The following is a 12,032-nucleotide window of genomic DNA, read 5'->3' as shown; positions in this document are numbered from 1 at the left end:
CGGGCCGGCCCCCCCCCGGGGCCCCCCTGGCGCCCGCCCCCCCCCCGCCCGCGCCGCCCCCCCGCCCGGCCCCCCCCGCCCCGCCGCGGGCGGCCCCCGCCGGGCCGCCCCCCCGGCCCGGTGCCTGGCCGACCGGTACCGGTACGGGCGCGGGTGGCGGCTCCGGCTCCGGTACGGGTACGGGGGCCACGGGCGGCCCCCGCCCCGGTGCCTGGCCCACCGCTCAGCCCGCGCAGGCCCCCGCCCCCGCCGCGCCCGCTCCGGCGGCGCCCGCGCCGCCCGCCCCGGCCGCTCCGGCTGCCGAAGGCGGCGCCGCCGCCGGAGGCGCGGATCTCGGGCGGGTGCAGAGCATGTGGGGCGACATCCTCGACGCGGTGAAGGGCCGCCGCCGGTTCAGCTGGATTCTGCTGAGCCAGAACGCCCACGTCGCCGGGTTCGACGGCACCACCCTCCAGCTCGGGTTCGCCACCGTCGGTGCCCGCGACAGTTTCCTCGGCAGCGGCAGCGAGGAGGTGCTGCGGCAGACCCTCAGCGAGGTCTTCCACGTGCAGTGGAAGATCGACACCGTCATCGACGGCGGCATCGGCGGCACCCCCGCCCCCGCCGTGACCCGGCCGCTGCCGCAGCCTCCCGCGCCCCAGGCCCCGCCGCCCCGGCCCCAGCAGCCGCAGCAGCCCCAGCAGCAGGCGCCCGCCCCCGCCGCGCCGCCACCCGCCGCCCCCGCGCCGTCGTCGGCACCGTCGCCCGAGCCGCCCCCGCCGCCGTCCTACGAGCCCTCGCCGGAGGACGATCCGCCCGCACCCGACGACTACGACCCCGGCAGCTCCTCCCTCTCCGGCCGCGAACTGATCATGCGCGAGCTGGGTGCGACGGTCATCGAGGAGATCCACCACGAATGAGCCACCCGCGGCGCGACCCCGTAGGCTCGGAGGCGACAGCGAAGCAAGAGAGTGTTGCCGACGGACCAGGAGGAGCGCCCGTGTTTCCCGGTGGTGGCGGAGCCGACATGCAGCAGCTGCTGCAGCAGGCCCAGAAGATGCAGCAGCAACTCGCCGAGGCTCAGGAGGAGCTGGCCGGTACCCCCGTGGAGGGCAGTGCGGGCGGCGGCCTGGTCAAGGCCACCGTCACCGGCGCCGGTGAGCTGAAGAGCCTGGAGATCGACCCCAAGGCCGTGGACCCGGAGGACACCGAGACCCTCGCGGATCTCGTGATCGCCGCCATCCGCGACGCCAACAACTCCGCGCAGGCGCTGGCCCAGGCCAAGCTCGGCCCGCTCGCCCAGAGCCTCGGCACCGGCACCCCCGGCGGCGGCAGCGGCATCCCCGGACTGCCGTTCTAGCCCCTCAGTTACTCCGGTTTCTCTAGCCCTGCGGCTGACCGGCAACTAGCCTCATCCGCAGGGAACCCGCCCCTCCCGTGGGCCCAGTGGAAGGCGTAAGCATCTCGTGTACGAAGGCGTGGTCCAGGACCTGATCGACGAGCTGGGCAGACTGCCCGGTGTCGGGCCCAAGAGCGCCCAGCGGATCGCCTTCCACATCCTCCAGGCCGAGCCCACCGACGTACGCCGGCTCGCCCACGCGCTCACCGAGGTGAAGGAGAAGGTCCGCTTCTGCGCCCTGTGCGGCAACGTCGCGCAGCAGGAGCACTGCCGGGTCTGCCAGGACCCGCGCCGCGACCAGGCCGTCATCTGTGTCGTGGAGGAGCCCAAGGACGTGGTGGCCATCGAGCGCACCCGCGAGTTCCGGGGCCGCTACCACGTGCTGGGCGGCGCCATCAGCCCCATCGAGGGCGTCGGCCCCGACGATCTGCGGATCAGGGAACTGCTCGCCCGCCTCGCCGACGGCACGGTCACGGAGCTGATCCTGGCCACCGACCCGAACCTGGAGGGCGAGGCCACCGCCACCTATCTGGCGCGGATGGTCAGCACGCTGGGACTCAAAGTCACCCGGCTGGCCAGCGGGCTGCCGGTGGGGGGAGACTTGGAGTACGCCGATGAGGTCACATTGGGGCGGGCCTTCGAGGGAAGGCGGCTGCTTGATGTGTAACGCCAGGGGTATCGCTGGGGAGGCGATCGCATGACGTCCACGGTCCACGTCCATGACCAGGCCACCACCCTCGGTAACGGCAGCAGTGGCGGCGGCAGCGGAGAGGGCGCCGGGGCCGCGGATCCCATAGGCCCGGACGCGTTCGCCGTCCAGATCGCCGATCAGATCGAGAGCTTCACGGTGGCCGTGGTGGAGGTCGCCAAGGGCGGCGACCCGGACGCCGCCGTGCCCCATCTGCTGCTCCAGGTGTCCCAGCTGCTGCTCGCGGGCGGCCGGCTGGGCGCGCACGAGGACATCGTTCCCGAGGAGCGCTACGAGCCCGACACCGGCCCCGAGCCGGACATGGACGAACTGCGCGAGCGGCTGGCCCACATGCTCGCCCCGGTGGACGTCTACTCCGAGGTGTTCGACCCGTACGTCCCGCGCAGCACCCCGGTCCCGAGCCGGATCTCCGACGACATCGCCGACATCGTGACCGATCTGCGGCACGGCATGGCCCACTACCGCGCGGGCCGGGTCAGCGAGGCACTGTGGTGGTGGCAGTTCTCCTACCTCTCCAACTGGGGCCCGACCGCCGGGGCCACGCTGCGCGCGCTCCAGTCGCTGGTCGCGCACGTCCGGCTGGACACCCCGCTCGCCGAGCTGGACGGTCTGGACACCGACAGCGAGGCGGCCGAGACCGCGGAGGGTGACCTGGAACGGCAGGCGGGCCGTGTGATGGCCGCCGAGATCGCCGCCCCGCTGGGGCTGAGGCCCCAGCGGCGCGACTGATGGCCGCTCCCGAGGAGCCGGCCCAGGAGCCGGCCCCGGACCTGGGCGAGCCCCCCGGTACGCCGCTGATCGCCGACGCCTGCCTGCGGCTCGGGCTGCCGCTGCGGCTCGCCCCCGCCGGTCTGCGCCCGGTGCTGCCGGGCGCCCGCGTGGCCGCCCCCGTGCTGCCGGTCCGGCACTACGGCAGCGTCGATGTGTTCCTGGAGGCGTTCGAACGCGCCACCGCCGCCGGTACGGCCCGGGGCGCGGTCCTCGTGGTCGACAACGGCGGCCGGACGGACGAGGCGTGCATCGGCGATCTGGTCGTCCTGGAGGCCGAGGCGGCGGGGCTTGCGGGCCTGGTGGTGTGGGGCCTGCACCGCGACACGGCGGACATCGCCGCCATCGGCCTGCCGGTGTTCAGCTACGGCGCCCTCCCAGCCGGTCCGGTGCGGCTGGACGACCGGGAGCCGGGGGCCCTCACGAGCGCCCGGTTCGGCCCCGGGCTCGTGGTGGACGGTACGGACGTGGTGTTCGGCGACGACGACGGCGCGCTGTTCGTCCCGGCGGAGCGCGCGGCCGAGGTGGTGGCGACGGCGCACGCCATCCTGCGTACCGAACGGGACCAGGCCCGCCGCATCCGCACCGGCGACACCCTCCGCCGCCAGACGGACTTCGCCGGCTACCTCACCCACCGCGCCGCCGACCCGGCCTACACCTTCCGCCACCACCTGCGCCGCATCGGCGGCGCCATCGAGGAGTAGGAGGAGAGCGGGGGAGGGACGGGCCGCCGTGACAGCACGACGGTCACGGAACCGTCCGTCCGCTCATCCGTGCCGACGAGGGCGCCGTGGCCCGCGCCCCGGCGCGCGCAGCGTGTCCGGGTCCTCCGTCGTGAGCGCGGTGCGTACCGGAACGCCCGTCGCCCCGGCCGCCGCGAGCCGTTCGCGGATCTCGCGCGGGTGCCGGGGCCGCCGGCCGGGCCCGTCGCAGCAGCGCGAGTGGAAGGTGACGCCCGCGTTCAGCAGCGCGCCGAGCGCCTTCCACCCGGCGGTGTCCCGCCGCGCGGGTACGGCCAGGTCCTGCCCGGCGTCGATGAGTTCACCCCGGCAGCGCGGACAGCGGTGCGCCCCCGGCGTCCCACCGGGTACGGGCCGCTTCTTGTAGTCGGCGCGGCAGGGCAGGCAGATGGAGTGCCGGCGGGTGGTCGTCGGACGGACGCACATGCCGCCAGTGTGGCGCACCGGCACCCGGCGGCACGAGCCCATTCCCCGCCCCCGCCCGCGCGCCCCGGCCGCCAAATGACCTGCACGGCAGCGCCCGGACATGGCACGGTGACCGCATGACCCAGCCGCCGCCCTCCTCCCGGACGACGCCCCCGCACGACGGCCGCGTGATCATCCTGACCGGCCCGCCCGGAGCGGGGAAGAGCACGGTGGCGCGCCTGCTGGCGGATCGCCTGACGCCCAGCGTCCACCTGCACACCGACGACTTCTGGAGCGCCATCAAGCGGGGCGGGATCCCGCCTTATCTGCCCGAGGCGCACCAGCAGAACGAGGTGGTCCTGCGGGTCCTGGTGTCGGCGGCGTTCGGCTACGCGGACGGCGGCTACCAGGTGATCTGCGACGGTGTCGTCGGCCCGTGGTTCATCGGCCTCTTCCGCGCGGCGGCCCGCGAACGGGCCCTGCCGCTGAGCTACGTCATCCTGCGGCCGGACGAACACACCACCGTGGAACGGGCGACGGCCCGTTCCGGCGACGCCCTCACCGATCCCGGGCCGGTCCGCTCGCTGCACGCCCAGTTCAGCGACCTGGGCGGGTACGAGGCCCAGGTGCTGGACTCCACCGGACTGACCGCCGAGGCGACCGCCGACCGCGTCCTGCACGGCCTCGCCCGGGGCGCCCATCTCCTCGACCCCGGCGGTACCCCCACCGGCGCGGACGCCCCGGTCCGCCGTTCCTGACTCCACGCCCCACCGTCGGCCGGACAGGCCCGGCAGGTTCCGGCAGTGCCCTCCGTCCTGGCCGGGCGTACCTGATGTCCACTGTGCGGCCCGTGGCCTGCGGCGGGGAGGTGCGGGCGCGGCTGCCGACCGTTGAGGAACAATCGTTCTTGACTGACCGTTCCCAAAAGCCATAAGGTCATGTCATGGGAAGGCCAAGGGCGTTCGACGAGGACATGGCGGTACGCGCCGCCGTGGATCTGTTCGGCAGTCGTGCCTATGACGGGGTGTCCGTCGACGATCTGGTCACGCACCTCGGCGTGCACCGCAACAGCCTGTACAAGACGTTCGGCAGCAAACGGGGCCTCTACATGGCCGCCCTGCGCCGCCACCTCGCCGACGACGTCCGCCCCGTGGCGGACGCGCTCGCCACGGCACCGGACGCGGCGGCCGCGCTGCGGCTCATCACGTCGGCCGACCTCGGCCTGCTGCTGCTCGCGGTGGCCGAACGGGCGCCGGCCGACGAGGAGGTCGCCGCCGAGGTGCGGGCCGCGCTGGGCGCGGTCGACGAGGCGATCGCCGGCGCGCTCGGCCTTCCCGCCGCCCAGGCCACCGCCCTCACCGCCGCCGCGCTGGGCATGATCCTGCGCAAAAGCCCCGAGAGTGTCGGCACCGCGCTGTCCCAACGCCTCGATCTTCTCGTCTGACAAGGAAACCGACATGGCACTGGTCCGCATCGACGGTGACGACCTCGTCGTCGTGATCGAGGGTCTGCACAAGGTCTGGGCGCTGAAGAGCAGCCTGACCATCCCGCTGGCCAACGTGCGCGGCGCGACCGCCGACCCCGGCATCTCCGCCGAACCCAAGGGGATACGGGCGCCCGGCACCCGCGTCCCCGGCCTGATCACGGCGGGAACGTTCCACCTCGACGGCGAGAAGGTGTTCTGGGACGTCAGGGATCCGGCGAAGACGGTCGTGGTCGAACTCGCCGACGAGCACTACGCGCGTCTGGTGCTCCAGGTCGAGGACCCGCGCGCCACCGTGGCACTGGTCGAAAACGCCCTCCTCTAACCGAAAGAGGCAGCCTGTGTTCCTCCACATCATCGCGGTCGTGATGGCGTTCGCCGTCGTGACCGCCACCCCGGCCGAGGCGGCTCCTCGCCTGGTGCCCGCCGCCGACCGCGAGGTCGTCTTCACCGTCGACGGGACGACCACGTACGGCACCCTGCACGTTCCCGAGCACCGTCCCGGGCAGCGGCTGCGGGCCGCCCTGCTGCTGCCCGGCAGCGGACCCACCGACCGCGACGGCAACCAGCCCCCCGCGCTCTCCCCGAACACCCTGGCCCTGGTGGCCGACGCTCTCGGCGACCAGCAGGTCGCCACGCTGCGCTTCGACAAGTACGGCACCGGCCGTACCGGACTCGGCGCCTACGAGGGCCGTCCGGAGGAACTCGACTACCCGGCGTTCGTCCGCCAGGCCACGGCCGCCTACGAGGCGTTGCGGGACCAGCCCGAGACCGACCGGCGCGCGCTGATGGTCGTCGGACACAGCGAGGGGGCGATGACGGCCCTGCAACTCGGCGGTACCGTCAGCCCGCGCCCCATCGGCCTGGCCCTGCTGCAGCCGCAGGCGATACGCCTGCTCGACCTGGTCGCACTGCAATTGAAGGAGCAGATCGCCGAAGCGACCCGGCAGGGCCACTTCACCCCCGACGAACAGCGCACCATCGACGCGGCGATCGATGCCGCCGTCACCGCCCTGCGTGACGACCGGCCGGTCGACACCACGGATCTGCCGGCTCCGATCGCCCAGCTCTTCGAAGCCTTCCAGGGGACGAACCACCGGTTCGTGACCAGCTCGGACGCCATCCACCCGCCGGACACCGCCGCCGCACTCCGGCCCGGGACCAGGGTGCTCCTGACGTGCGGTACGAACGACCCCCAGGTCCCCTGCGACACGACCGACGCCCTGACCACTGCCCTGCGCCGCGCGCACGCCGGCGTGCCGGGCCGGGTGACGCTGCACGGGGTGGACCATCTCCTGCACGACCAGGACCACCCGGACACCCTCGCCCCGGCCGTGCTCAGCGCCTTGCACCGCTTCGCGAAACGCTGAGGCGCGGCGGGGCGGGGCGGGACGGGGGACGGGACGGTTCAGTCCCGGCCGAAGACGGACGGGTCGAACGGCTGCGTCCCGCCCTCCGGCGTCCACACCGAGGCGAGCGGCAGGAGATCCGTGATCCGCACGCTCCTGATCCCGTCCGGTGTGGGGAGGATGACCCGGATGCCCGGGTGGTAGTCGAACAGCACCTGGCGGTCCCGGCCGCACGGGCCCACCGGCCCCCGCCCGCCGTCGCCCACGGCGACGATGGTGGAGAGTTCCCTGGCGCCCGAGGCCCGGGCGTGCCCCAGAGCGACGAGTTCGGCGCAGGGCCCGCCGAGGAAGTGGTAGACGTTGATCCCGCCGTACATCGCGCCGTCGGCGGCCCGGACGGCGGCCCCCATGGTGTGGACGCCGTCCTCCCCGTCGCTCTGGGTGTCCACGATCCGGCGGGCGTACGCGATGAGTTCGCGGTCGTCGTCCGTCAGGTCCCGGGCCGGTACGCGCATGCCCGCATCGTACGGCCCGCCGGAACGGTGCGCGGCGGTCCTGCGTTCTCGTCAGGCGGCCTTCCCGGCCGGAGCCGAGGATTCGCTGTCCTCCGGATCGTCGGGGAAGATCCAGGTCACCCCGCCGTGGATCAGCCCGTACGCGCAGAGCCCGATCGCGAATCTCACGTACCGCATGTCGCCGGACCAGCTGTTCGGGGCACCGAAGAAGATCCAGAACGCCAGCGCTATGCCGAGCAGTATCCCTGCAGCGCCGATCATCCTTCGCAAGGAGTCATGCATGGGAAAAGCCTTTCATACGAGCACCCGCTCGTAACAAACCGAGATCTCCGAGCCCTTGTACGCCCCGAACAGCGGGATCGGACGGTACCCCTCCCGCCGGTAGAACCGTTCCGCGTCGGGCTGCCGGTTGCCCGTCTCCAGCCGGAGCGTCGTCCAGCCGCGTTCGACGGCCGCCGCCTCCAGGGCGCGCAGAACGGCGGCGGCGACGCCCGAACCCCGCGCCCCCGGCGCCACGTACATCCGCTTCAGCTCGGCGCTGCCCGCGTCGAGCCGGCGCAGCGCGCCGCACGCCAGCGCCGCCCCCGTACCGCCGTCCCGCGCGACCAGGAACAGGTCGATGTCGGCGGCGGACGGCGCCGTCCCCGGCTCGTGGTCGTCGCACCCGTACCGCGCGTCCAGTTCGGCCCGCTGCGCGGCGCGCAGCCCGGCGCCCTCGCGGTCGTCCCAGTCCAGCGCCTCGATCGTCCACCCGGACATGTGCCGCCACCTCCGTAACAACTGTTACGGTAACAAGCGTTACGAGCCCTCTCCCAGCCCTCCGAGGTGAGATCCGTGTCACGACCGTCCCACGACGGCACCACCGATGAACGGCTCTCCCGGGCCGTCCACGACGTCCTCGCCCGGCAGGGCCTCGAACGCCTCACCATCCGCGCCGTCGCCACCGCCGCCGGATGCACGACCGGCCTGGTCATGCACCGTTTCCCCAACCGCCGCGCGCTGTTGCTGCACGCCCGCCGGACCATGCACGACAACGCCCGCGCCCGCGTCGAGGCCATCGAGGCGGCGGCGCCCGACCCGCGCACCGCGCTGCGCGACGTTCTGCGGAACGGCCTCTCGCTCGACGGTCCGACCACCGACGCCAGCGTGGTCTGGGTCGGTTTCCTCGCCGCGTCCGTGACCGACCCCGAACTCACCGCCGAGCACCGGGCGCACAACGCCTCCTGGCGGCAGCGCATCACCCGCCTCGTCGCCTCGGCCGCCCCCGACTGGCCGGCGGAGCGGGTGCGCACCGTCGCGTACGCCCTCGTCGCGATGGTCGAGGGCGCCGCCGCCCTCGCGACCGCCGACCCGGACACCTTCACTCCGGCTGAACAGACCGGACTGCTGGATGCGACGCTGGCAGCTCACGGCCTGGCGTGAGCGCCGCCGAGGCCAGCCGCAGGTGCGCGAGCGCCGCGCCCATCGCCTCGCACAACTCGGCGCCGTTCGTCGCCAGCGGCTCCATCGGAACCGGCGGTACGAGCCACCGCCGCCCGCACAGCGCGTGCCGGTGCGACCCCACGGCGGCCAGCGGCGTGGGCCACCGGATCGCGCCACGCCCCACGCACAGGGTGCCCGGCAGCGGTGGCCAGCTCACGCTGGTGCCCAGCGGTACGACGAACTCGATCGCCCCCCGCAACGGCACATCCAGCACCGCCCCCAGCCGCACCCCCAGCACCCGCGCCCGCGACACGGTGAGCGCCCCCACCGCACGCGTCACGCGCGCCACGTCCCAGGCGGTGCCGACCGGCACCTCGGCGGCCTGATCCCACCGCCACTTCAACTCGACATCGAGGCGGCAAGCCCCGGCCGCAACTGCCCTCGAAAGAGCGGAACTTTCTGCATCCATGGGACACACGGTGGATGACCAGCGGATACTCGCGTCAGTGACGAGGTGGGTACGGAAGGTGTACGTGCGGCCTCGGAGACGCCTGGTACGTGTCGTTGGAGGGAAGGCCGCTTCACATGGCAGACGAGAGTTCCCAGTTTCCGGTCAGCTACCGCTATTTCGGCAGTCAGTTCCAACTCTGGCGTCAGAACGCCCAAGTACGGCGCGAAACGATCGCCGAGGCGGCGAACTACTCCGTGGACACGGTGAAGTCCGTCGAACAGGGGCGGAGGCGGGTCCCGCCCCGGCTCGCGGAGATCGCGGACGAGATGTTCGGGGCACGGGGATTGCTTCTGGCTGGCATCCCGTACTTGAAGCGGGAGCGCTATCCGGAACGGTCCCGGACCTACTTCGAGTACGAGAACGAAGCGATCGCGATGTGGTGGTACGAGCCTCTGCTCATCCCGGGGCTCTTGCAGACGGAAGAGTACGCGAACGCCCTGATCAGCGGTCGCTATCCACCCTGGGAGGATGACGAGGCCGAGGAAAAGGTCAGGGGGCGCCTGGCGCGGAGGGCCCTTCTGACGAGCAAGCCGACCGTTGCCTTCAGCTTCGTCCTCTACGAAGCCGTACTGCGCTGTCCCGTGGGAGGCGATCAGGCCCTGAAGAAACAACTCTGTCACCTGATGGAGGTGGCAAGGCTGCGAAACGTCTCTATTCAGGTACTCCCGTTCGAACGGGTGGTGCCTTCAGCGCTCAATGGTCCTATGGTCCTGCTGGAAACCCGAGACCACGAGCACTTCGCCTTGGTTGAAGGCCAGTCACTGAGCCAGCAGACGACTGCGCCCACCGATGTCAGCACGCTGACTCAGCGTTATGGCATGATCCGCACGCAGGCTCTCAGCGAAGAAGAGTCCGTGTCCTTCATCGAAAGAATGGTGGAACCTCTATGAGTGACGAACTGATGTGGTTCACGTCCAGTTACAGCGACACGGAAGGCGGCGACTGCGTCGAAGTCGCCCTTGCCTGGCACAAGTCCAGCTACAGCGACGACGAAGGCAGCGCCTGCGTCGAGGTAGCGGCCTGCCCCACCACCATCCATGTCCGGGACTCCAAGTGCCCGGCCGACCCGCATCTGCGGTTCCGGCCGGACGCCTTCACCGCGTTCCTCGACACCATCCGCTGAGCCGCGCGCTCAGTCCAGGCAGAACTCGTTGCCCTCGACGTCCTGCATCACGATGCACGACTCGTTCTCCTCGTCAGCAGGAAGCAGCCGTACCCGCGTGGCGCCGAGGGCGACCAGGCGCGCGCATTCGGCCTCCAGCGTGGCCAGGCGTTCCGCGCCGACGAGACCGATGCCGGCCCGTACGTCGACGTGCACGCGGTTCTTGACGACCTTGCCCTCGGGGACGCGCTGGAAGTACAGGCGCGGGCCCACCCCGGCGGGGTCCGCGCAGGCGGCCCACGTGTCCCGCTCCTCCTGCGGCAGGGACGCGTTGTACGCCTCCCAGGTGTCGAAGCCTTCCGGCGGCGGCGCCACGGCGTACCCGAGCGTCTCGGCCCAGAAGCGCGCCACGCGCAGGGGCGAGGCGCAGTCGAACGTGATCTGGACCTGCTTGATCGATGACATCGGCGCACCATAGCAACGGAGAGCCCCCGCTTCCTCCTGTTTTTCCGCGTGCCCTCAGGAGGTGCGCGCCCCGTGGCTCTCGCGGTGCGCGAGGACCTCGCCCATGTGCGTCTGCGCCCAGCCCCTGACGTGGCGCATGACGTGGTGGCAGCGTCAACACGCATACGGAATGTTCATCCCCAGGGGGGCGAACGGTATTTCGAAATATCGTGTGTTGATGCAGGTGGTACGGCGTGGCGAGGGGAATTCACCGGGGTTTTGGCCAACGTTTGTGGCTTGCGTCGTCACTGTGTGCGACGCGTAGTGTCTGTGCTGTTCAGAGCCACAGCAAAAGCCCCCGCGATGCGGGAACATCCGGGGGCGTGACACCAAGGGACAACACCCCTCAATGCGTTCTCATCGTACCCGGCCGACGCGCGGATTCACCACTCTGCGGAACGACATGATCCGCGACCGGCGGCTTTCCTTCGCCGCCCTCGGGCTCATCGTCTATCTCCTGTCGCTGCCCGCCATGGCCCGGGCCAGCATCCGGCAATTGGCCGGGCTGCGCACCGAGGGGCGGACGCGGATCGGCCGCATGCTGCACGAACTCGAAGACGGCGGTTATCTGAAGCGCGTGGTGCGCAAGACCGACGAGGGACTGTTCTACACCGAATACGAGCTCTTCGACGTGCCCGGTGGGTCCTGTGCGTGTGGCTCAAACTGGGATCCCCGTGCGACAGGCTCCCTTCCTTCGGAAGAAAAGACGGGGTTGCAAGAACCCCCCTCCCTCCCCCCGGAGCCCGAGCCCGAGCCGGAGCCCCAGCCGGGCGTACCGGCGGAGCGGGCCGGGGCACCGGCCCCGTCCGTGCCGTCCGCAGCGCCCGCACCGTCCGCATCGGCGGAGCGGACAGCGCGGGCGGAGCCGCCCGCACGGCCCGCCTCGCCCCGCCCGGCCAGGGCGCCGCGCCGGGCGGAACCACCCGGCCGGGCGGTTGTCCTCCGGGGAGCCGGACAGCAGCAGGAAGGCCACGGCCGCCGCCGCTGCCGCCGCCACGGCGACGGCGGACACCACCCGCCGGATCCGCCGGGTGCCCCAGGCCGGGCCGGTGGGCGGCCGGTACGGGGACAGTTCGTGGGCGTCGATGAGCCGCGCACGGGCGTCGAGCGCGGCGCGCAACCGGTCCTCGACGGGTGGGTGAGTGC

18 protein-coding genes and 2 pseudogenes are annotated in these 12,032 nt (G+C 72.3%); 14 read left to right on the top strand and 6 right to left on the bottom strand.

Going from position 1 to position 12,032, the window contains the following annotated elements:
- The 6 genes and pseudogenes from ACFV5N_RS10760 to ACFV5N_RS10735 form a co-directional block, all read left to right on the top strand.
- Nucleotides 1-58, top strand: a pseudogene (locus ACFV5N_RS10760) (hypothetical protein); the annotation flags it as partial.
- Nucleotides 59-341: 283 nt separating this feature from the next.
- Entirely contained in the window at nt 342-899 is a 558-nt protein-coding gene (locus ACFV5N_RS10755) for a hypothetical protein (RefSeq protein ID WP_385596975.1), read from the top strand.
- Nucleotides 900-1,006: 107 nt separating this feature from the next.
- Nucleotides 1,007-1,339: a YbaB/EbfC family nucleoid-associated protein gene (locus ACFV5N_RS10750; protein WP_019434060.1), complete on the top strand. Its 333-nt coding sequence runs from the start codon at nt 1,007-1,009 to the stop codon at nt 1,337-1,339.
- 106 nt (nt 1,340-1,445) lie between these two features.
- A complete protein-coding gene (gene recR, locus ACFV5N_RS10745; RefSeq protein WP_385596972.1) occupies nt 1,446-2,045 on the top strand; it encodes a recombination mediator RecR in 600 nt (199 codons plus the stop codon).
- 30 nt (nt 2,046-2,075) lie between these two features.
- Nucleotides 2,076-2,816 (top strand): DUF5063 domain-containing protein, encoded by a 741-nt coding sequence (locus ACFV5N_RS10740; RefSeq protein ID WP_385596969.1) that lies wholly within the window; start codon nt 2,076-2,078, stop codon nt 2,814-2,816.
- Nucleotides 2,816-3,559 carry an RraA family protein gene (locus tag ACFV5N_RS10735; RefSeq protein ID WP_385596966.1) on the top strand — a complete coding sequence of 248 codons (744 nt, stop codon included), beginning with the start codon at nt 2,816-2,818 and terminating at the stop codon, nt 3,557-3,559. The genes ACFV5N_RS10740 and ACFV5N_RS10735 overlap by 1 nt, the downstream gene beginning before the upstream one ends.
- 63 nt (nt 3,560-3,622) lie before the next feature.
- Here ACFV5N_RS10735 and ACFV5N_RS10730 read toward each other — a convergent pair whose 3' ends face one another.
- Nucleotides 3,623-4,021, bottom strand: coding sequence for a hypothetical protein (locus ACFV5N_RS10730; protein ID WP_385596963.1), 399 nt, complete (start codon nt 4,019-4,021; stop codon nt 3,623-3,625).
- Nucleotides 4,022-4,137: 116 nt separating this feature from the next.
- Here ACFV5N_RS10730 and ACFV5N_RS10725 point away from each other — a divergent pair, with 116 nt between their 5' ends.
- From ACFV5N_RS10725 to ACFV5N_RS10710, 4 genes are all read left to right on the top strand, one after another.
- The gene (locus tag ACFV5N_RS10725) at nt 4,138-4,758 is read left to right on the top strand and encodes an AAA family ATPase (protein WP_385596960.1); all 621 of its coding nucleotides are present in this window, start codon (nt 4,138-4,140) and stop codon (nt 4,756-4,758) included.
- Between the two features lie 185 nt (nt 4,759-4,943).
- The gene (locus tag ACFV5N_RS10720) at nt 4,944-5,444 is read left to right on the top strand and encodes a TetR/AcrR family transcriptional regulator (RefSeq protein ID WP_385596957.1); all 501 of its coding nucleotides are present in this window, start codon (nt 4,944-4,946) and stop codon (nt 5,442-5,444) included.
- A 13-nt stretch (nt 5,445-5,457) separates the two neighbouring features.
- Nucleotides 5,458-5,808, top strand: a complete 351-nt coding sequence (locus tag ACFV5N_RS10715; protein WP_019434053.1) for a hypothetical protein — start codon at nt 5,458-5,460, stop codon at nt 5,806-5,808.
- Between the two features lie 16 nt (nt 5,809-5,824).
- Complete coding sequence (locus ACFV5N_RS10710; RefSeq protein WP_385596954.1) at nt 5,825-6,853, top strand: alpha/beta hydrolase family protein; 1,029 nt, start codon at nt 5,825-5,827, stop codon at nt 6,851-6,853.
- Nucleotides 6,854-6,891: 38 nt separating this feature from the next.
- On the opposite strand, the gene ACFV5N_RS10705 is transcribed toward ACFV5N_RS10710, so the two are convergent.
- The 3 genes from ACFV5N_RS10705 to ACFV5N_RS10695 are packed head-to-tail and all read right to left on the bottom strand — an operon-like array spanning nt 6,892 to nt 8,106.
- Nucleotides 6,892-7,347: a cytidine deaminase family protein gene (locus tag ACFV5N_RS10705; protein WP_385596951.1), complete on the bottom strand. Its 456-nt coding sequence runs from the start codon at nt 7,345-7,347 to the stop codon at nt 6,892-6,894.
- Nucleotides 7,348-7,398: 51 nt separating this feature from the next.
- A complete protein-coding gene (locus tag ACFV5N_RS10700; RefSeq protein WP_385596949.1) occupies nt 7,399-7,608 on the bottom strand; it encodes a hypothetical protein in 210 nt (69 codons plus the stop codon).
- Nucleotides 7,609-7,641: 33 nt separating this feature from the next.
- Nucleotides 7,642-8,106, bottom strand: a complete 465-nt coding sequence (locus tag ACFV5N_RS10695) for a GNAT family N-acetyltransferase (RefSeq protein WP_385596947.1) — start codon at nt 8,104-8,106, stop codon at nt 7,642-7,644.
- Nucleotides 8,107-8,181: 75 nt separating this feature from the next.
- Between ACFV5N_RS10695 and ACFV5N_RS10690 the strand changes: the two genes are divergently transcribed.
- A complete protein-coding gene (locus ACFV5N_RS10690) occupies nt 8,182-8,769 on the top strand; it encodes a TetR/AcrR family transcriptional regulator (RefSeq protein WP_385596944.1) in 588 nt (195 codons plus the stop codon).
- Here the strand turns inward: ACFV5N_RS10690 and ACFV5N_RS10685 are convergent.
- On the bottom strand, nt 8,708-9,172 hold the full coding sequence (locus ACFV5N_RS10685; protein ID WP_385596941.1) for a hypothetical protein: 465 nt from the start codon (nt 9,170-9,172) through the stop codon (nt 8,708-8,710). The two genes, ACFV5N_RS10690 and ACFV5N_RS10685, sit on opposite strands and share 62 nt — an antisense overlap.
- A 182-nt stretch (nt 9,173-9,354) precedes the next feature.
- Here ACFV5N_RS10685 and ACFV5N_RS10680 point away from each other — a divergent pair, with 182 nt between their 5' ends.
- Nucleotides 9,355-10,170 carry a helix-turn-helix domain-containing protein gene (locus ACFV5N_RS10680; RefSeq protein WP_385596938.1) on the top strand — a complete coding sequence of 272 codons (816 nt, stop codon included), beginning with the start codon at nt 9,355-9,357 and terminating at the stop codon, nt 10,168-10,170.
- Complete coding sequence (locus ACFV5N_RS10675; RefSeq protein ID WP_385596935.1) at nt 10,167-10,403, top strand: DUF397 domain-containing protein; 237 nt, start codon at nt 10,167-10,169, stop codon at nt 10,401-10,403. The genes ACFV5N_RS10680 and ACFV5N_RS10675 overlap by 4 nt, the downstream gene beginning before the upstream one ends.
- Before the next feature lie 9 nt (nt 10,404-10,412).
- Here ACFV5N_RS10675 and ACFV5N_RS10670 read toward each other — a convergent pair whose 3' ends face one another.
- Nucleotides 10,413-10,847: a VOC family protein gene (locus tag ACFV5N_RS10670; RefSeq protein WP_385596932.1), complete on the bottom strand. Its 435-nt coding sequence runs from the start codon at nt 10,845-10,847 to the stop codon at nt 10,413-10,415.
- Nucleotides 10,848-11,289: 442 nt separating this feature from the next.
- Between ACFV5N_RS10670 and ACFV5N_RS10665 the strand changes: the two are divergent.
- Nucleotides 11,290-12,032 (top strand): annotated as a pseudogene (locus ACFV5N_RS10665) (hypothetical protein); the annotation flags it as partial.

It is taken from the genome of Streptomyces sp. NPDC059853 (assembly GCF_042731495.1).
Classification (GTDB): domain Bacteria; phylum Actinomycetota; class Actinomycetes; order Streptomycetales; family Streptomycetaceae; genus Streptomyces.
Note: the sequence above shows the minus strand (reverse complement) of the source record. Positions and strands in the feature narration are given on the sequence as shown.